The organism is Streptomyces sp. NPDC091287 (assembly GCF_044768525.1).
GTDB lineage: Bacteria > Actinomycetota > Actinomycetes > Streptomycetales > Streptomycetaceae > Streptomyces.
In genome coordinates this window covers 232100-251146 of sequence record NZ_JBIVUV010000010.1, presented here as the reverse complement: position 1 = coordinate 251146, position 19047 = coordinate 232100, and the positions used below count along the sequence as shown (strand labels likewise).

Genomic DNA, 19047 nt, shown 5'->3' with positions numbered 1-19047 from the left:
TTGGCTCGTCACCTCTACAGCTGCCCCCTGCGCTGGTCGGACATGGATGCCTTCGGCCACGTCAACAACGTGGTCTTCCTCCGCTACCTGGAGGAGGCGCGCATCGACTTCATGTTCCGGCTGGCGCCCGGGGACGGCTCGCCGTCGTTCTCGGGCGGGTCCGTCGTGGCCCGTCACGAGATCGACTACGTGCGCCCGCTGGTCCACCGGCACGAGCCGGTGACCGTCGAGTCGTGGGTCACGAAGATAGGCGCCGCGTCCCTGACGATCGCCTATGAGATCAAGGACGCCGACCAGGTGTACGTACGCGCCTCGACCGTCGTCGTGCCGTACGACCTGGCGGCGGAGCGGCCCCGGCGGATCTCCGCCGAGGAGAAGCTCTTCCTCCAGCAGTACCTGGCAGAGGAGACCGCCGCGGCATGACCGTGCCCGTGCAGTCGCTGCGGTTCGCCGACGCGAGGGAGGCGGCGGATCTCGCCGCCTTCCTCGGCCGGCTGCTCCACTACGACCGGGCCGCCGCGGTCCGGTTGCAGGCGGGCGGCGGCGACGCACTGGCCGTGTTCGGCCGTCCGCCCTCCTTCGAGGTCCTCGCCATCCGCGCCGCCCGCCTGGCCCGCCCCGAGACGCTCGACGTCACGGTGTCGGCCGGGGAGCTGCTGGAAACCCTCGACGTTCCCGCCCCCGGCGACCCCGCGGGCGCCCCGGAGCCGGGCGCCGGTGCGCTGCCCGCCCCTGTCACCGGGCCGCCCTGGACCGGTGTCCTGCCGCCCCGGGGGCCCTGGCGGGAGCAGCCGGGGCTGCCCGGGCCGGACGCTCTGCGCGCCGCGCTGGACGGAGCCGTCACCGAGTTCCGCACCCGGGACGAGGCCCTGCCCGAGGAGCGGCGCACCCGTGCCGTGCGGGACCGTATCGGCCGGGAGATCTGGTCCCGGCCGGTCGGGACCACGGACCTTCCGCTCCGGGCCGTCCACGCGGCCCAGTCCCTCGGCTTCCTCCGGGCCGACCCGCGGTTCCCGGTGTCGCTGCTGTCCTCGGGCAGCTGGCTCCGGCTGCGGACCCCGTACGGCTCGATCGCCCTGCGCAGGGCGACGAGCGGCGAGCTCGGCGCCCTGCCCTTCACCGTCGGCCCCCGCTGACAGCCCTCCCGCACTGTCCTGGTGCCGGTCCTACTTGCCCGGCTCCTCCGGGGCCGCCCCGTGCGCGTCCGGCCAGACGCCGATGTGGTCCTGCTCCAGCTCCAGCAGCACCCGGTGTTCCATGCCCAGCGTCTGCGTGTAGTCCGCGGGCAGCTGGAGCCGCCCCGCCCGGTCGAGCATCGCGTACTCCCGCGCCACCTGCGACTCCTGGCCCGTCGCCGCGTCCACCTCCGTACGGCGCAGCACCTCGGACGAGGTACGGCCGTCGCGGATGGCGACCGTACGCCGCACCTCGTTCGCGACCGCCTGGTCATGGGTGACGATCACGATCGAGGTGCCCAACTCCTCGTTGGCGCGCCGGAACGCGGCGAAGACCTGCTCCCCGGTGGCCGAGTCCAGCTCCCCGGTCGGCTCGTCCGCGAGCAGCACGGACGGGGAGTTGGCCAGTGCCACCGCGATGGCCACCCGCTGCTGCTGCCCGCCGGACAGCTGCTGGGGGCGCCGGTCGCGGCAGTCCGCGATGTCGAGCATGGTGAGCAACGACTCGGCGCGGGAGGCCCGTTCGCGCTTGCTGCCGCCACCGCGCAACTGCATGGGCAGGGTGATGTTCTGGATCGCGGTGAGATACGGGAGCAGATTGCGGGCGGTCTGCTGCCAGACGAACCCGACCACGTCCCGGCGGTAGCGCAGCCGTTCCTTCGGGCCCATCGACAGCAGATCGCAGCCCGCGACCTTCGCCGACCCCGCCGTCGGCACGTCCAGGCCCGCCAGAATGTTCATCAGCGTCGACTTGCCGCTGCCCGACGCCCCCACCAGAGCCATCAACTCGCCCTCGGTGACCAGCAGATCGAGGCCCTGGAGGGCCTGCACCTCCACCCCGTCCGTGGTGAAGATCCGCACCACGCGATCGCAGGCGATCAGCGCGTCGTGCCCGTAGGAAGGGCGGTCCCGGCGGGCCGCGGCCCGCTGCTCCAGCTCCGCCAGCGTCGTTTCGGCCGCGCGGGCCGTGCCTGCCGTCTCGGTGGACGAGGTCATCGGGAGTCTCCTGCCCTGAGTTCGGTGATCGATCCGCGGCGGCTCGCCCACCACGCCTGAACGCCCGCGACCGCGGCGGCGAGCGCCACGACCCCGGCGGCCGGCAGCCCCAGCGACCAGAGGTCGGTGCGCAGGAGGACGGGGCTCGTGTCCGATCCGGCGACGCCCGCGAGCGCCAGCGGCACCAGATCGACGCCGGGGGAGAGCAGGGCGATGGTCGCCCAGCCGGTGAACAGCCCGCCACCCGCCGCCAGCAGGGCCTGCGGCGTCGCCTCGAAGGCCAGCAACCGCCTGCCCTGCCCGGTGGTGAGCCCCATCGTGCGCAGCCGTGCCAGCAGCGTCCTGCGCTCCGGCGCGGTCTGGAGCAGCGACAGCAGTACGGCCAGCAGCGCGTATCCGGCGCCCGCCGCGACGGCCGCGAGGTAGATCCGCTCGGCCCCCGCCTGCATCGGGGTGTTCACATACCGCGCGCGCTCCTCGGAACGCAGCTGTACGGCGTACTCCTTGCCGCTTCCTTCGACCGCCGCGTGCAGCTTCCCGGCATCCGGCGCGCCGGTGAGGAGCAGCGTGGTGGGCGCCCGCTGTTCCAGGGCGGCGGAGTTCACGATCAGGAAGTTCGTGGTGGAGACCGAGGCGACCCGCGGGGTGGTCCCCACGACCTGGACCTTGAAGTTCCCGGACAGCGTGTCGAGCGCCTGCGGCTCCTTGCCCAGGCGGGCCGCCACCGCCGGGGAGGCGATGGCCGGCAGGACGCGCTCCGGGCCGGACTCCGTACCCCCGGGGAGGGGGGCCGAGGGGCCGGTGGCCTTCAGCCGGGCGGCCGGGAAGGCCGGCAGCCCGGTCGCGCGGGCCAGCTCGGCGTACCGGGCGGGATCGACACCGACCATGGCCGCTGCCCCCACGTCCTCGGCGCTGCCGCCGCCCGTACCCGTACTCGTATCCGTACCGGCACCGTTCCCGTTCGCTCCGCCGTCACCGGCCACGGCCTCCGGCAGGGCCACGCTGTGCTCGATCCGCAGCGGTGCCGCGCCCCGTACGCCGTCCAGGTCGCGCACCGCGCTGACCAGCTCGTCGGGCAGCGTCGTCCGCTCGCTCACGCCGCTGATCCTGGCGTCCGCGCCGATGGACGCCAGCGCGGCGTCGTCCCGCGCGTCCCCGATGCCGGCGATCACCGAGCCGCCGAACGCCGCCGTGGCCAGCGCCAGCAGCAGGGCCAGCAGCGGCAGCGCCCCGCCGGCCGAGGAACGGCCGGCGCGGGCCAGCGAGAGGAAGCCGATCGCCCCGCGCAGCCGGGCCATAGGGCGCGTGGCGAGCCGCAGAGGCAGTGGGTAGAGGCGCACCAGCACCAGTGCCGCGATCAGCGCGACCAGCACCGGCGCGGCGCTGACCAGCAGGTCGGTGCCGCCATCGGACGACGTACCGCGACGGCGCAGCGCCGTCACCGCGCCGACCGCCAGCACGAGCAGGGTCAGTTCGGCCACGGTCCGCCGACGCGAGGGCCGGGCGCTCACCATGTCCTCGCGGGCCCCGTGCAGCGTGGGCCGGATGTGCTGGAGCGTCGTCCGCAGCGGCAGGGCGACGCACACCAGGAGGCCGACGCCCGCGGCCGCCAGCGCTCCCGGCCACCACCGGCCCTCGCCCACGGCCAGCACCGCGAGCAGCAGCCCGAGCGCGCTCGCGGGCAGCACGGTCACCGCCGTCTCCGCGAGCAGCCGGCCGCCGATGCCGCGCAGCGAGCCGCCGCGTGAGCGCATCAGCGCCAGTTCGCTGCGGCGGCGGGCGGCGATCAGTGCCCCCGTCATCAGCAGCACGACGGCGGCCACGGAGCCGATGCCGAGGGCGGCGACCGCGATCACGGGACTGATCGCGTCGCGCATCCGCGCGTTGGCCTCCACGATGTGGCCGAGCCCGGTGGCGAACACCGCGGTGTCCCCGGCGGTCTCCCGCACCTTCAGCAGCCCGGGGCCGCTCTCCAGCGAGGCGATGACGGACGTCAGCCGGGCGCCGTCGGGGCCGGTCAGCCCGGCCGGGTCGGGCGGGATCCGCCAGAAGAGGACCGGATCGGTGGCCGTGCTCAGGAGCGCGGGACCGGCGTCCTCGGCCAGCAGGACGGTGCCTGTCCAGTAGTACACCGGGAAGGGGGCCTCGGGGTCCGGCACCAGGGACGGGGTGCGCAGCAGCGGATCGGCGGACCAGTAGCTGCCGCGCGGATCGCGCGGGGCCACGATGCCGGTGATCGTCACGGTGATGGGTTCCTGGGCCGCGGTGAGCAGCTCGACGGTCGCGCCGACCTTCACCTTCAGCTCGGCCGCCGTCTCCTCGGTGACCGCGCCCTGCACCTGACGGGAGTCCGATGTGACCTCCCGCGGCGTCGTCGGCCAGGCGCCCGAGGCCAGGGTGGCGTGCTCCTTCAGCCCCGACTGCGCCACGTAGGAGAGCCGCGGCGGAATCGCGTCGGGCCTCGGCAGCCAGGGCTCGTCCGCGAGGACCGGCTTCGTGGTGCGCACCCCGGACGCGACCGACGACGTGTCGGCGTGCAGCGGTGCGGGCAGCGCCTTCAGGAGCCCGCCCCCGACCCGCGTCAGCTCGGGGCTCCGCACCTCGGCGTCCCGCTGCTTCTGCGGCAGTTCCAGCCCGGGCTGCGGGCGGGCGACCTCCAGAACGCTGCGGCTCGCGTCCGCCGACAGGATGTCGTGGCGCAGCCCCTTCGTCTCGTACGCGTCCACGGCCCGCGGGAACGCCGCGGCGAGGAACGCCGTCACCAGCACCAGCACCGCGAGTGCCGCCGCCGCACCGGGCGCGGTACGCAGCCGGGTACGGATCCACGGGGCGGTGGCCGCCCGGTTGTTGTGACGCATGTCAGTGGTCCCCCTGGTGGCGCAGTGTGACCGCCGGGTCCCCGCGGCGGAGCGCCATCGTCGCGACGATCACGAGCGGCAGCGCGGCGACCCCGGCCAGCAGCGCGGCGACCTGCCCGGCGGGCAGCTCGACCAGCACCGGTGGAACGGGCCGGTCGGCCTGTCCGGTCAGCACGATGAGCGGAACGACGGCCCGGGTCAGTACCGTGCCGATGCCGAGCCCGATGAGCAGGGCGAGCGCGATCAGTACGCCCTGTTCGGCGGCGATCATGCGGGCCAGCTGGCGGCGCGGCGCACCGAGCGCCCGCAACACGCCCAACTCGGCGGAGCGTTCGCGCCGGGACCCCGAGGCGCTGACCGCGAAGCCGACCGCCGCCAGCGCGGCGGCGACCACCGCCACGGCCGGCAGCGCCGACTGCGGCCCCGCCCCCAGCGGATCGTCCACCAGCCGCTGGGCGGCCTCCGCCCGGACCAGCACCTGGGCCGGATCGGTGTCCGGCAGGGCGCGCAGGGCGGCCGCCACCTTCGCGGCGTCGCCCGGGGCGGCGCTCAGCCACCATTCGGTCGCCTCGATCGTGGCGGTCGGCCGGTGGGCCAGGACCTCGGTGACGGCCTTGAGGTCCAGCAGCAGCGCGCCGCCGCTCGCCACCGGGTCCGGGGTGCCGGACGCCCCGTCGGCCCCGGTGGTCGGCAGCCGGCGCACCGTCTCCGCCAGGGTCACCCGGACGGTGTTCCCGGCCAGGGTGACGTCGATCTCGTCGCCCAGTTTCGCGTTGGTGCTCTTCAGATAGGCGTCCGTCGCGACCGCCTTGACCGCGGCGGCCTTCGGCCGGGCGGCGGTGACCCGCAGGGTGCCGCTGGTCGGCTCCCAGTTGTCCTCGCTGTCCACGCCGGTGTCGTACGTGAAGTCCGGCAGGCCCGCCGCGCCGTTGCGCACCGGCGGCTTGCCCGGCCGGTCCTCGCCGAACTCGGTGAGCGTCATGGCCGCGTCCCAGCGCAGCGACTCCGGGGCCGGCACCGGGCGTTCGGCGCCCGACGCGGCGACCACCCGCACGTCGCTCACCGAGACGCGGTGCTCGCGCGCGTAGTCGGACGGCGCGGCGGCGTCCACCTCGATGCCGATGACGGCCAGACCGCCCGCCGCGGACACCGGGAAGGACACCGGGACCGGCCGGCCGTCCACCGGCACGGGGCCGGCCAGGGCGCGGTAGGGGAGACCGTAGCGGTCCTCCAGGAGCACGGTGACCACCGGCGGATCCGGGTCCGGGTACAGGCTGTCCCCGGAGAGCTTCGACACCGTGGTGATCCGCAGGTCCAGCTTCAACCGGCTGCTGTCCTCGGGGAGTACGAGCCCGGGGCGCGGGGCCCGCTCCGGGGCGATGGCCCCGAACAGCTCCCGCGGGCTTCCGTCGGCGAGGTCGGAGCGCATCAGCATCCGCTCGTCCGCGTGCGCGGTGTCCAGGGCGATGACCTCCGCGGTGCGCCCGCCGGAGACCTCCACGTCCGCCCGGTAGGCGGGGGCCGCCTGCCGCACCCCCTCCAGGGCGCTGTACGAGCCGGCCGTCGCCGGACCGCTCCCGTGCCCGCCCACGAGCCGGACCGAGGCGCCGGTGCCGAAGTCCGCCTGGTCGGACTGCGAGCGGTTCCAGGAGGCGCTCTGCCCGATCGCCAGCATGCCCATCGCGACCGACAGGACCAGCAGCAGCACCGGCCCCGCCCCGCGCAACGGGCGTCGGCTGAACTGCCAGCCCGCCAGGGCCGCGGGCAGCCCCCGGCCCTTGGCCGCACGCCGCTCGGCGAGCTTCGCCGCGGGCGGCAGCAGGCGCAGCGTGAGGACGGTCCCGGCGAGCAGTGCCAGCGCGGGGGCGGTGACCAGCAGGGGGTCGATCCCGAGGTTGCCCGCCTGGTCACCGCTGAGCGCCCCGCTGCCGGACTGCCGGTCCAACTGCCAGTACGCCACGGCCGCGACGAGGAGCAGCCCGAGGTCCGCGCCCGCCCGCACCGGCCCGGGCAGTGAAGCGGCCCGGGTCCTGCGCCCACCGGCCCCGGCCGTCAGGGACGGAGCGACCACGGCCAGGGCGCAGGCCAGCGCGACGGCCGCGGAGACCAGCCACACGGTGCCGGTCGAGGCCTCCTGGACCTTCAGCCCGATCCGGGCCAGGGCGCTGCGCTCGGCCAGCAGCCCGGTCAGCGGGCCCGCGAGCAGGGGAGCGACCACCGCGGCGGGCACGGCGAGCAACAGTGCCTCGATCGCGGCGAACGAAGTGATCCGGCCCCGCGAACCGCCCCGGGCCCGCAGCAGTTCGCGCTCCCCGTCACGTTCGCTGTTCAGCAGCCGGGCCACGAGCAGCAGGGCGTACGCGGCGAGCAGCACCAGCTGCACCGCGACGATCATCAGCGTGGAGCGGGAGACCAGCAGCGCCCGGTCGAGCTGGTCGAGCACGGTGGGCAGCGACGTCCGCGCGGTGACCCCGGAGGCGAACACCGGTGCGGCCGTCAGGGCCTTCGGGGCGCCGGCCGACGCCTCGCGCAGCCCCTCCATGGAGCCGGTGGTCAGCTCGGCGAAGTCGGCGGACGCCAGCCAGGACGTCTCGCCCTCGGCGAGCACACCGGAGGCGAGGACCGAGGGATCGGTGAGCAGGGGGCCGTACGTCGTGAAGGCGAGCTTGCGCACCCCGCGCCCGCCGAGCGGGTCCAACTGCCAGTACGGGTCGGACTGGTCGGCGGCCTCGTAGACGCCGGTGACCAGGACCCGCTGCTTCTTGTCGCGCAGCCGGTCGGTGATGGTGAGCCGCGCGCCCGGCTTCAGCTTCAGCGCCTCGGCGGCGACGACGGGCAGCGCGACCTGGACGGGACCCGCGCCGTCGGGGGCCGCGGGCGCCTTGCCCCCGGTGATCCGCACCCGGCTCGGGTCGAGGGCGGCGAAGTGGGTGAGGTCCGGCTCCTTGCCGCGCCGGGCGGCCGGGTCCTGGAGGCTCCGCGGCAGCGCGTACGACCCCGAACTCTCCAGCTTCCCCACGGTCACGGGCAGCCCGTCGAAGGCGTCACGGGAGGCCTTGCGGACGGCGTCGTCGGCCTCCGCGCGCTGTTCGTGGTCCACGGACGCGGAGACGACGAGGGCGGCGGAGGCGGCCGACCCGTGGGTGAGCGAGTGACGCAGGGCCGAGTCGCCCACGGAATCGGAGAACGCGGTGAGCGCCGCCAGGACGGAGGTGGTCAGCAGGACGGCCAGGACGGCCGCGGAGAGCAGGAGGCGATGAGCCCTCACCCGCAGAAGGACGAAACCCGTCACCTGATCCCCCAGCCCCGGAAACACCGCGTGCGCACGCCCCCCGACGTACCGGTGATGCTTTCAGAGGCAACAGGGTTCTGGTAACCGCTTACAGGTACACCTTGATGCGATCGTGATCGTTATGCGGAGATGGAGTGTCGAATTCCGGAGTTGCCCGGTCACAGATCGTGCACAGGTGATCAGCCGACGCTGTCGGTGCTGTTGGCGATGATCAGTCGGCGGTGTTGACCATCGAGGCGGCGGCGTAGGTCAGGTAGTCCCACAGCTGCCGCTCGTGCTCGGGTGCGAGCCCCAGCTCGTCCAGCGCGACCCGCATATGGGCGAGCCAGGCGTCGTGCGCCGCCCGGTCCACCCGGAACGGCGCGTGCCGCATCCGCAGCCGCGGGTGACCCCGGTGGTCGCTGTAGGTGCGCGGGCCGCCCCAGTACTGCATCAGGAACAGCGCGAACCGCTCCTCGGCCGGACCCAGATCCTCCTCCGGATACATCGGCCGCAGCAGCTCGTCGCCCGCCACGCCCTCGTAGAAGCGATGGACCAGGCGCCGGAAGGTCGCCTCGCCGCCGACCTGCTCGTAGAAGGTCTGCTCCTGAAGCGTGTCGCGCGGAATCTCAGTCACCCGTCCATGGTCGCAGACGCGCCGACCGAGGACCGGGGTCCTAGGTCGTGTCCGCAAAGTCTCGTCTGGCCCACGACGCCTGGCACGCACTCTCGCGGCGTTGCCGAAATGCCCGAGTAGCTCCGCTACTAGGACACTCCGGCGCCTTGCGAGAGCACGCACCAGACGCCGCAGGCCCCGCCCAGAGGGCGGACGACGATACTTTGCGGACACTCCCTAGGACCGAGGGTCGAAAAGCCCGTTCGGCCGCTCGCCCGCAGGGCCCCGGCGCAGGACAGTGGAGACATGGGTGCACACCGGCAAGGCTCCTCCCCGCCCGACGCCGAGGCCGACGCGGCGCGGGAAGCCCTCGTGCGAGAGATCGCCGCGCGGGGCGAGCTCACCGACCCCGCCTGGCGCACGGCCTTCGCCGAGGTGCCCCGCCATCTGTTCGTGCCGTTCTACTACGTGCACGGAATCCGGGGCTTCGAGCGCCTCTGGGGCGAGGACCCCGACCCCGAACGGCGCTCCCGCTGGCTGCGCGGGGTGTACGCGGACGGGGCGCTGGCCACCCGCCTCAAGGACGGCGAACTCGTCTCGTCCTCCAGTCAGCCGTCCCTGATGGCCCTGATGCTCGACGCCCTCGACATACGGGACGGGCACACGGCCCTGGAGATCGGCACCGGCCCCGGCTACAACGCGGCGCTGCTCGCCCACCGGCTCGGCGACTCCGCGGTGACCAGCGTCGACCTCGACCCGGAGATCACGGAGTCGGCCCGGCGCCACCTCGCCGCGGCCGGGTACGACCCGACGGTGGTCACCGGCGACGGGGCCCGGGGCTGCCCGGGGCGCGCCCCGTACGACCGGATCATCGCGACGTGCACCCTGCCGTCCGTACCGGGGACCTGGCCGGAACAGTGCCGTCCGGGCGCGCGCATCCTCGCGCCGCTCGCCACCGGCCTGGTCCTGCTCCAGGTCCGCGCGACGGAGCACGGTCCGCGCGCCGAGGGGCACTTCCTGCACACCCCGGCGTACTTCGTGCCGCTGCGCGGCGCGCTCCCGGGTCCCGGCGCGCTGCCGCACCTCGGCGGACTGCCGCGCCGGGTCGCCGGGGACGACCTCTTCCGGTTCCTTCTGGCCCTGACCGCGGGCACCCTCGATCCGCACGAGGCCCTCTCCCTCTGGGAGCGCGAGGAGCGCCCGCAGCGGGAGAGGTACGGCATCACGGTCGGCCAGGGCCGGCAGTGGGCCTGGCTCGACGACCCGCAGGGCCCGTACACCTGGCCGCTGGGGCCTGTCTGACCGCGTCGTGAGGCAGGCGGGAATGGTCAGACAGGCCCCAGGGCCTGTCAGTCCCGGCGCACCGTGATCGTCGTCCACGCCCCGACGTGCACCTGGTCGCCGTCCTGGAGCGGTACGGGGACGTAGGGCTGGATCGGGTCCTCGGCGCCGTTCAGCGTGGTGCCGTTGGTGGAGTTCTGGTCCACGACCGCCCAGCTGCCGTCGGGCTGCTGCACCAGCACCGCGTGCTGGTGCGAGACGCCCGGGTCCTCCGGGGGCACCGACAGATCGACGTCGGGGGACTCGCCGGTGCTGTGCCGGCGACGCCCGATGGTGATCTGGCTCCCGGTGAGCGGAAGACGCTGCTCCGGGGAGTACGCGGGCAGGTTCAGCCCGGTCGCCTCGGGGCCGCTGCGCTGCATCATCGCGAGGAAGTACGCGCGGTCGGGAGCGATCACGGCGGTCCAGGAGGCGGACTGCTGGGGCCGGCCCTGACCGGGCACCCCGCCGTGCTGCTGACCCGGGTCGTAGCCCTGGTCGTAGGCCTGGTCCTGGCCCTGCCGCTGGTCCTGTCCGTGGCCCTGCCCCTGGTGGGGGCCGGGCCGCTGGAACCCCTGCGGCGGCTGTGACTGCTGCGACTGCGGGGGCTGCTGGGCCTGGGAGGGCGGCGGCAGCATCCAGTCGTCCCCGCCGCCGGTGTGCCCCGACGGCTGCGGCGGCCCGGGCGGCGCCGACTGCTGCTGCTGTTGCGGCGGCGCGAAGGGCGAGGCCTGCTGGGGCTCGAACGGAGAGGGAGCCGACTGCTGCGGCTCGAACGGTGAGTGCGTCGACGGGGCCGACTGCTGCGGCTCGAACGGCGAGGGTCCGGACTGCTGCGGCGGAGGGCCCTGCTGGAACGAGGGCGGCGGCGGGGGCCCCTGCTGGAACGCCTGCGGCGGGGACCCCTGCTGGAACGCCTGCGGCGGAGACCCGCCCTGGCCGTCGTTCCCGTGCGGACCGCCGTTCCCGTGCGGACCGTTCTGCTCGGGGGCGAGCGGCTCGGCGGGACGGTTCATCTGCGAAGGGCGCGAGCCCTGGTAGTCGAACGGGTCACGCGGCTGGGGAGCGCCGGGAGGACCGCCCTGGCCACCGGGTCCGCCGGGACCGCCCTGGCCACCGGGACCGCCGGGGCCGGGCCCCTGTGCCTGGAATCCGGGCGGCAGGTTGATGCCGGGCGGAGGTCCGCCGGGCGTGCCGTGCTGCGGGGCCAGCGGGGTGTACGAGGTCGCCGTGTTGGTGAGGAAGTTCCATCGGCACTCCTCGCAGTACGGCGCCATCGCCTCACGCGGCGTGCGGCACTGCGGGCACAGCTCCGCCTGCATGGTGGGCTGGCCACCGCCGGAACCCTGCTGCGGGTAGCCGTAACCGGGCGCGGGAGGCGGAGGAGGCGGCGGGGGCACCGCGCCCGCGGGCGCACCGCCGGTGGCCATGCGGTGTCCGCAGACCTCGCACCAGTCCTCGGAACCCGACTGGTGTCCGTTCGGGCAGGTCGGCATGTCGGCGCTTCCCCCTCTCCTCTTCCGGCCCCGGAGGCCGTCATGCTGTCGATCGTGGGCGTCCTTGCCCCACGTATACGTATGGTTGCTCTGTGCTCACGGCCCGGCGGTCGTCCGATGACCGTGCCGTGCTACTTCTTGACGCGAACGGTCTTGGTGGAGCGCGTTTCGAGGGTCATCTCGTCCGCTTCCGCAACCTTCGCCTTCAGTCGCACAGTACCTGTCGCGGCATCGACGACGTCGACCACCTTCGAAAGCAGTTTCGCAGTGTCCTGGTTCCCGGACGCCGACGCCAGCTGCACCGCACGGCCCAGTTTCGCCGTCGCGCCGTCGAAGTCGCCCGACTTGCGTGCGTCCAGGCCCTGCTGGATGACTTGTGCCAGTTCCGCCTGACCCGTGTAGTGCGCGACCTGCGGATTGATCGAGGTCGAGGCCACCATGTCGTCCGTCCACACGGCCCGTACGAGCCCCTGCGACAGCGTCCGCGGGGCGCCCGCGCCCGAGGGGTCGGGCAGGATCAGCGAGACCCGGGCGGCCAGCATCTCCTGGCCGATCCCGGCCTCCGGCACCAGGACGCACACGTGGTAGTCGCGGGACTCGTCGCCCCAGGAACCGGTCGGGTAGTCCCCGGCCCGGGGGCTCGCCTCGGTCCGCCGGCCGGTCAGGTCCGCGACGGTCGGCGCGACCTGCTTCACGAACCGGATCTCCACCCCCACCGGCGTCCAGAGCCGCAGCGCCACGTCCGCGACCTCCTTGCCCATGGCGTTCTCCATCATCCGCGTGAAGTCCGCGGCCAGGCCCGCCGGGTCGGCGACGATGTCGGCGGTGCCGAGGAGGGCGGCGGCGATGCCGGTGACCTCCTTCACCTCCCAGTCGGTGCCCACCCCGCGGGCGTCGCAGGTGAACCGGCCGGCGCAGGAGTCCAGGGCCGCCCGCAGATCCTCGGGCGCCTCGTGCTCGTTGCGGCCGTCGGTCAGCAGGATGCCGTGCCGGATGCCCACCTCGGCCGCGCCCAGCAGCCGGTCGGCCAGCCGCAGCCAGGTGCCGATCGCGGTGCCCCCGCCCGCGCTCAGCTTCCGCAGGGCGTCCTTCGCCTGGGCCTTCGTCTGCTGGTCGGCGACCGCGAGCCCCCCGTTGCCCGGATAGACGTCCTTGGCCACGTGCGTCCCGGCGACCACCGCGAACCGGGTGCCCTCGCGCAGGGCGTCGATGGCCGCCGCCGTCGCGTCGCGCGCGTTGCGCATCTTCGTCGGCGGGTAGTCCATCGAGCCCGAGCAGTCGACCATCAGCACCACGGCCGCGTCCGGGCCCCGCCCCGGCCTGTACGCGGGCGCCGGCGCCGAACCCGCCAGCGGTATGCCGCCGGTGGTGCCGCCGCCGGTCGAGGTCACGGTGACGATCGCGTTGACCTCACGTCCGCCCTCGGGCAGGAACTCGTTCTGGTACACCTCGACGGAGAACTGCGGCACGTTCGACTTGGAGAAGTTGGCCATCTGGTCGGCTCCTTGAGGCTCCACAGGGGATCAGGTGAAGAGGGGACGCGGGCGGCTGACACGGGGTCGGGGCAAGGACGGAAAACCGGCTCAAACGGTGTCGCAGGCCGATCCTGCCCCTTGCGGCCGTACGGCGAACGGCAGAAGCGCCACTGTTACGTTGTCGTGGCCCCCGCCGTCGAGAGCGTGCCCGACGAGCATCTGGGCCGCGCGCAGCGGCTGTTCCTGGGCGTCGGCCGGGACGGCGGCGGCCATCTCCTCGGCGGATTCCGCGTAGTTCCACAGACCGTCCGTGCAGACGACGACCAGGCCGGGCCGGTCCGGCTTGAACGCGGCGGTGTGCGGCTCCAGTTCGTACGCGTCGGCGCCGAGCCAGCCGGTGATGGCGTGGGCGCGCTCGTCCGCGTACGCCTCCGCCTCGTTCATCAGGCCTGCCGCCACCATCTGCGCGGCCCAGGAGTCGTCCTCGGTGAGCCGGGCGGTCGGCCGGGTCCGGTCCTCCGGCACCCAGTAGACCCGGCTGTCGCCGACCCAGCCGACGATCAGCAGACCGCCCGCCATGATCGCGCCGACCAGGGTGCAGGCCGGGGCGTTCTGGTGGCGGTGCGCGTCGTGTTCCCTCGCCCCGGCCGGTTCCTGCGCCAGGGCGTTGACCGCCTCGGACGCGGCGACGATCGCCTCGTGCATCGCCGTCTGCGGATGCGTACCGCGCGGCAGGGACTCCAGCAGCGCCTCGTTGGCGGCGCTCGCGGCGGCAGCCGAGGCCTCGTCGGGACGGCTCGCCGATGAGACACCGTCGCAGACGATCGCGACGACGGCGGGCGAGCCGTCCGGCAGCGCGGTGGAGGACACCGCGAAGGAGTCCTCGTTACGGTGGTGGCGCAGGCCCCGGTCGCTGACGGCGGCCACCGCGTCGAGCTCCTGCTCCATGTGGTCGTGCTCACGGGGCTGGGCGTGCCCGCAGTTCTCGCAGTAGCCGTCGGCGTCCACCCGGCCGGAGCGGCAGGCCACACAGACCTTCGCCCCGGGGGCGGGCGCGGCGGCGGGAGCGGCGGCATGCTCCGGCGCCCGGGGATCGGGCGCGGCCAGCGCGAAGTCACCGGAGGCCTCCGCACCGTCCGGGTCCGCCCGGTCGTCGTGGCGCACCTGGACGGCCGCGGCCTCCGGCCCACCCGCCCGCACCGGCTCGGGCGGCGACGCCGCGCCCCGCCCGGACACCGCGTCCGGCGTGTCCGGCTCCGTCAGGGGCCTGCCGCCCGAGTCCGTCCCGGGCACGTCCGCCGGACGGACCACGGGCGCGGGCACGTCCGAGCTGTCGGTCTCCTCGGCGGCGGGCCACCGCACCGCACCGGCCGCCGGAGCCGCCGGAGGCACGGTGATGGCCATGGTGGGCCGGTCGTCGGGGCGCGCCGGAACGGCCGAGAGGTCGTAGCCGCACACCCCGCAGAACAGATCGCCCGCAGCCGGCGGTTCCTCGCAGCCCGGGCACTTCGGCAGGGCGGGCTGCTGGTGGCTCTGTGACATCTTCACACCCACGTCCGGGGGCGGAAACGGTTGGCCCGCTCCACCAGTTCGATCCTCTCGTCGCCCCGCTGCGCGAGCCGGGCGAGCATCCGGTACGAGCGTTCCAGCCCGAACCGCAGCCCCCGCTCGTTCAGTTCGGCGCCGAGCAGCTTGCCTGCCCCGGACGAACCGGCGGCCGGTCCGCCCAGCCCCGGGACACCGGGACTACCGGAGAGTACCCAGTCGAGAGCCTTGCCCAGTACCTCGGTCGACAACTGCTCGTGACGCACCGGGTCCAGACCGAAGGCGGCCAGCGCCGCCACCTGGACGCCGGCGGCCGTCAGGTCGGCCAGCAGCGGCTCCCGGTGCGAGCGCTCGCGCAGCCGCGCCCGGACGGCGGCGACCCGGGCCGCCGTGTAGTGGATCGAGGCCCCCGGCACCGACTCCAGGGTGCTCACCGCCCCGGCCCGCTCACCGGCGGCGATCTGCACCCGGGCCAGGCCGAACGCGGCGCTGACGAACCCCGGGTCGGTCGCCCACACCAGGCGGTAGTACTCGGCGGCGTTGTCCAGCTGGCCCAGCACCTCCGCACAGATCCCGAGGGCCAGCTTGGGCGCCATCTCCCCGGGGAACGCGTCGTAGACCGCGTCGAAGGAAAGCGCCGCCGTCTCGTGGTCACCGGTGACCAGCGAGGTGACGCCCCGATACCAGACGACCCGCCAGTCGTCAGGGTGTTCACCCTCCAGGGTGGTCAGCACACGGGTGGCCGAGTCCAGCTCCCGCATCTCCAGCCGGGCCCGCAGCTCCCGCAGCCGGGTCTCCAGCGAGGGGGCCGGCACCGTGTGCAGGGCCGTGATCAGCTCGGCCGGGGCGGAGGCCATGAGACCGGCGAGGAAACCGGCGTTCGGGTCCATCGCGTCGACCCGGGGGACCGGCAGCGCCAACGACGTGGCCCGCGTGTCGAACAGGGCGAGCAGCACGCCCCCGGAGGTTGCCCCGAAGGGGCCGTACGGTCCGGTCGCGACGTACGGCCCGTACGTCGCGACCGGGGCCGGCTCGGCCGACCGGGGCGCCGGGAGCGGAGCACGCGCCGGGGGAGCGTACGCGGGCGGGGCGCCGCCCTGCGCCGAGCCCCGGACATGCGTCGGCGGCGCCGCCAGCGGAGAGGCCCCCGCCGGACCCGACGGGTGGGCCCCCGCAGGACCGGGCGGCTGGGTGCCCACCGGCAGCGCCCCGGCCACCGCGGACGTCACGGCCCCCGGCGCGACCGGAGCCGCGCCGGCGTGGGGCTGCCACGTGCCGCCCTGCGCCGGAACGCCGGACGGCGGACGGCCGCGGCCCTTGCGGCGGCCCCGGAGACCGCCACGCCCGGAGCCGGTCTCCCGGCCGCCCAGCCGCGAGACGTCGTCCGTAGGCCGGGCGAACAACTCGGTGTCGATCACCCGTAGTTCCGCGCCGAACAGCGTCGAGAGAGCGGGACGCGGCCGACCCGTCTGGAGCGCCACGACCTCCCGCAGCACCCCCGTCAGCTGCTCGGCCATCTCCGCGGCGGAGGCGAACCGGCGGGCCGGGTCCGGGTCCGTGGCGCGCACCAGCAGCCGGTAGAACGACTCGTAGGTCCGGAACACCTCGATGTTGTCCGGGTCCGGCAGCGAGTCCACGAAGACGTTCGTGTACCCCTGGAAGTCGAAGGTGAGGACCGCCAGCGTCCGGGCCACCGTGTACAGATCGGAGGCCACCGACGGGCCCACTTCCGCGACCTCGGGGGCCTGGTAGCCGACCGTGCCGTAGATGGCCGACTCCTCGTCGTCCATCCGGCGCACCGCGCCCATGTCGATCAGCTTGAGCTGGTCCTCGGTCTGGATCGCGTTGTCGACCTTGAAGTCGCAGTAGAGGAGGTTGCGGCTGTGCAGATGACCGAGCGCCTCCAGCGCCTCGATCCCGTACGCGCAGGCCTGCTCGACCGGCAGCGGGTCGCGCTTCCCGGCCGGGGTGCGGCGCTCGTTGGCGATCTCCTTGAGCGCCTTGCCGCCGACGTACTCCATCACGATGTAACCGTCGAGCGAGCCGGTCCGCTGGTCCAGGTGCTCGACGAAGTTGTAGATCCGGACGATGTTGGAGTGCTCGATCTCGGCGAGGAAGCGGCGCTCGGAGATCGCGGCGGCCATCGCGTCCTGGTCGCCGGTGTCCAACAGGCCCTTGAGGACCACCCAGCGGTCCGAAACGGCCCGGTCCACCGCCAGATAGACCCAGCCGAGCCCGCCGTGCGCCAGACAGCCCACGACCTCGTACTGGCCGTGCACGATGTCGCCGCCGGTCAGCTTCGGCACGAAGGAGTACGGGTGGCCGCACTTCGTGCAGAACCCCTCGGTGCGGCCCTGCCGCTCACCGCGCGAACGGCCCACCGGCGCCCCGCAGTCCGAACGGGAGCAGAACCGCTTGCGCTCGGGCACCTCCGGGTTCTCCATCACCGCTGTGCGCGGATCGGGCCGGGGCACGTCCGGGACCTCCACCAGACCGACGCCGAGCCGCCCCCGGGCCGAGGCCGCCGACGACGAGCCGGAGGAACGCACCGAGACCGAACGGGAGGTGGACGCCCCGGACAGCGAGCGCGACAGCCGGCCGGAGACCGAGCGGCGCGAGGTCGACGAACGGGACGAGGCACGTCCGGAGGCGCGGGAGCTGGAGCGCGCCGACGAGCTGTCCCGGCTGCTCGCCCGGCCGCCCCCGGCGATCCCGGTCGGCGGCGAGGAGACCATGCCCGTCGGCGAGACGACCGGAGCCAGACCGCAGGTGTCGCAGTACAGCTCACCGCCGCCCATGTCCTCGTAGTTCCCCTCGCACGCGGGGCGCTGGCACTGCGTACTCATCGTGTCTCCCCCTCTTTGCCGGTGCCGGTGCCGGTGCCCGTGGGCCGCCGGTCCTGCGGTCCGTCGGGCCGGCGCGGCGTCAGCATCTCCGCGACCGCGTGCTGGTAACGCAGGACGGCCTGCTCGGCGACCCGCAGATCGCACGGCGCGCTCCACAGCATGCGGCGCGCCGCGTCGTACCGCTCGATCAGCACCGGATCCTCCGCCAGGCCGTGCCGGGCCACCTTCGCCTTGTACGCGTCGAGCCGGCCGCGCAGCTCCGCGCGGACCGCCAGCGGGGCCGTCACCGAGGTCAGCGACTCCCGGGCACGCAGCAGTTCGTCCTCGGCCTCCTGCTCCAGCGACTCCAGCAGCGGCGACAGCCGGTGCCACTGGGCGTACCTGCGGTGGTCCGACGCCGCCGCCAGCCGCTCCTGGAGGGCGGTCGGCGGGCCGCTGACCGCGGGCACCTCGGAAGCGGCGATCTTGGCCAGCACCTCGCCGCGTGCCGCCCGTGCCTCCGTGAGGGTGCGGTCGGCCCGCGAGAGCACGTCCCGCAGCCGCACCAGCCGCGCCTCGGCGTCCTGCCGGACCGCGAGCACCGCCTCGATCTCCCGCCGTACGTCCTCCAGGGCGCGGGCCGCCCGGTCGTAGCGCGAGGTGTCGGGGCGGCCGCCGCCCGGCGCGGCGCTGCCGGGCCCCGGCAGCCAGAACGCCAGCGGGTCGGAGATCACCTGCACCCGCAGCGTGGCCAGCTCCTCGGTGATCTCCGCCAGGTCGTCCCCGGCCGGATGCTCACCGGGCCGCACCCCCACGGAGTGCGCCAGCGAACGCGTGCGGTGCAGCTCGGCGGCGAGCAGATCGATCCGGGCGGGCAGCGCCGACCACACGGAGTCGGAGGAGACGACCATGTCCAGGGACCTGGCGTACAGCTCGTTCATCCGGGCGACCAGCTCCTGGAGGGAGAACCGCTCGGAGAGCCTGGCCGGGCCCGCGACCGAAGGCGGCGGCACGGCCCCCGGGTTGGCGACGGTGACGGCCTCGCCGCGCAGCAGCTCGGTCAGCGCGGTGAGGTCCTCCCGGTTCGGGTGGCGCCGCCGCGCACGGATCTCCCGGGCCTCGGACAGGGCGCCGGCGTACGCGTCGAAATAGCCCCACAGCAGGGTGATCGACTGCTCGGTCGTGGCCCAGCGCTCCCGGGTGACGCCGGTCAGCTCGGCACCCTCCAGGAGCCGGCGGCCGGCATGGTCCTGGAGCGCGAGGAGCGAGGTCTCGATGGCCTCGTGCTCCGCACCGAGCCGGGCCAGCGCACGGTCCGCCTCCTCCCGGTCCATGACCGGGCCGGGGGGCCTCCCCGCGAAGCTGGGGAAGGATCCCGCGACGCCCATCGATCACCTCTCCGCTCTCCCCGCCGGGCCGGTGGGCCCGGCGGGATCGGTCTGTCTCGGTCTGCTCCGGTCCGCCCGCCCC

General features: G+C 74.5%; 12 protein-coding genes. 3 read left to right on the top strand and 9 right to left on the bottom strand.

Going from position 1 to position 19047, the window contains the following annotated elements:
- Nucleotides 1–423: an acyl-CoA thioesterase gene (locus tag ACIQRW_RS19310; protein WP_403761564.1), complete on the top strand. Its 423-nt coding sequence runs from the start codon at nucleotides 1–3 to the stop codon at nucleotides 421–423.
- Nucleotides 420–1136 carry a hypothetical protein gene (locus ACIQRW_RS19305; protein WP_403761561.1) on the top strand — a complete coding sequence of 239 codons (717 nt, stop codon included), beginning with the start codon at nucleotides 420–422 and terminating at the stop codon, nucleotides 1134–1136. Before ACIQRW_RS19310 ends, ACIQRW_RS19305 begins: the two co-directional genes overlap by 4 nt.
- Before the next feature lie 30 nt (nucleotides 1137–1166).
- Here the strand turns inward: ACIQRW_RS19305 and ACIQRW_RS19300 are convergent, their stop codons facing one another.
- The 4 genes from ACIQRW_RS19300 to ACIQRW_RS19285 form a co-directional block, all read right to left on the bottom strand.
- On the bottom strand, nucleotides 1167–2171 hold the full coding sequence (locus tag ACIQRW_RS19300; RefSeq protein ID WP_403761558.1) for an ABC transporter ATP-binding protein: 1005 nt from the start codon (nucleotides 2169–2171) through the stop codon (nucleotides 1167–1169).
- On the bottom strand, nucleotides 2168–5029 hold the full coding sequence (locus tag ACIQRW_RS19295) for an ABC transporter permease (protein WP_403761555.1): 2862 nt from the start codon (nucleotides 5027–5029) through the stop codon (nucleotides 2168–2170). The genes ACIQRW_RS19300 and ACIQRW_RS19295 overlap by 4 nt, the downstream gene beginning before the upstream one ends.
- 1 nt (nucleotide 5030) lies before the next feature.
- Nucleotides 5031–8321, bottom strand: a complete 3291-nt coding sequence (locus ACIQRW_RS19290) for an FtsX-like permease family protein (protein WP_403761552.1) — start codon at nucleotides 8319–8321, stop codon at nucleotides 5031–5033.
- Between the two features lie 211 nt (nucleotides 8322–8532).
- Complete coding sequence (locus tag ACIQRW_RS19285) at nucleotides 8533–8937, bottom strand: globin (RefSeq protein ID WP_003969111.1); 405 nt, start codon at nucleotides 8935–8937, stop codon at nucleotides 8533–8535.
- 285 nt (nucleotides 8938–9222) lie between these two features.
- Here ACIQRW_RS19285 and ACIQRW_RS19280 point away from each other — a divergent pair, with 285 nt between their 5' ends.
- Nucleotides 9223–10218: a methyltransferase domain-containing protein gene (locus ACIQRW_RS19280; RefSeq protein WP_403761549.1), complete on the top strand. Its 996-nt coding sequence runs from the start codon at nucleotides 9223–9225 to the stop codon at nucleotides 10216–10218.
- 47 nt (nucleotides 10219–10265) lie between these two features.
- Here ACIQRW_RS19280 and ACIQRW_RS19275 read toward each other — a convergent pair whose 3' ends face one another.
- The 5 genes from ACIQRW_RS19275 to ACIQRW_RS19255 form a co-directional block, all read right to left on the bottom strand.
- Nucleotides 10266–11732, bottom strand: a complete 1467-nt coding sequence (locus tag ACIQRW_RS19275) for an FHA domain-containing protein (RefSeq protein ID WP_403761546.1) — start codon at nucleotides 11730–11732, stop codon at nucleotides 10266–10268.
- 131 nt (nucleotides 11733–11863) lie between these two features.
- Nucleotides 11864–13225, bottom strand: a complete 1362-nt coding sequence (locus ACIQRW_RS19270) for a VWA domain-containing protein (protein WP_403761543.1) — start codon at nucleotides 13223–13225, stop codon at nucleotides 11864–11866.
- 90 nt (nucleotides 13226–13315) lie between these two features.
- A complete protein-coding gene (locus ACIQRW_RS19265) occupies nucleotides 13316–14749 on the bottom strand; it encodes a PP2C family protein-serine/threonine phosphatase (protein ID WP_403761541.1) in 1434 nt (477 codons plus the stop codon).
- Nucleotides 14750–14751: 2 nt separating this feature from the next.
- Entirely contained in the window at nucleotides 14752–17598 is a 2847-nt protein-coding gene (locus ACIQRW_RS19260) for a tetratricopeptide repeat protein (RefSeq protein WP_403761538.1), read from the bottom strand.
- Complete coding sequence (locus tag ACIQRW_RS19255) at nucleotides 17595–18965, bottom strand: hypothetical protein (protein ID WP_403761535.1); 1371 nt, start codon at nucleotides 18963–18965, stop codon at nucleotides 17595–17597. Before ACIQRW_RS19255 ends, ACIQRW_RS19260 begins: the two co-directional genes overlap by 4 nt.
- Nucleotides 18966–19047: the final 82 nt, after the last annotated feature.

What these genes read in the sequence shown, in the direction of transcription:
- ACIQRW_RS19300 (WP_403761558.1), bottom strand. Translation starts at nt 2,171, where the DNA reads ATGACCTCGTCCACCGAGACGGCAGGCACGGCCCGCGCGGCCGAAACG.
- ACIQRW_RS19260 (WP_403761538.1), bottom strand. Translation starts at nt 17,598, where the DNA reads ATGAGTACGCAGTGCCAGCGCCCCGCGTGCGAGGGGAACTACGAGGAC.
- ACIQRW_RS19265 (WP_403761541.1), bottom strand. Translation starts at nt 14,749, where the DNA reads ATGTCACAGAGCCACCAGCAGCCCGCCCTGCCGAAGTGCCCGGGCTGC.
- ACIQRW_RS19280 (WP_403761549.1), top strand. Translation starts at nt 9,223, where the DNA reads ATGGGTGCACACCGGCAAGGCTCCTCCCCGCCCGACGCCGAGGCCGAC.
- ACIQRW_RS19275 (WP_403761546.1), bottom strand. Translation starts at nt 11,732, where the DNA reads ATGCCGACCTGCCCGAACGGACACCAGTCGGGTTCCGAGGACTGGTGC.
- ACIQRW_RS19295 (WP_403761555.1), bottom strand. Translation starts at nt 5,029, where the DNA reads ATGCGTCACAACAACCGGGCGGCCACCGCCCCGTGGATCCGTACCCGG.
- ACIQRW_RS19305 (WP_403761561.1), top strand. Translation starts at nt 420, where the DNA reads ATGACCGTGCCCGTGCAGTCGCTGCGGTTCGCCGACGCGAGGGAGGCG.
- ACIQRW_RS19270 (WP_403761543.1), bottom strand. Translation starts at nt 13,225, where the DNA reads ATGGCCAACTTCTCCAAGTCGAACGTGCCGCAGTTCTCCGTCGAGGTG.
- ACIQRW_RS19255 (WP_403761535.1), bottom strand. Translation starts at nt 18,965, where the DNA reads ATGGGCGTCGCGGGATCCTTCCCCAGCTTCGCGGGGAGGCCCCCCGGC.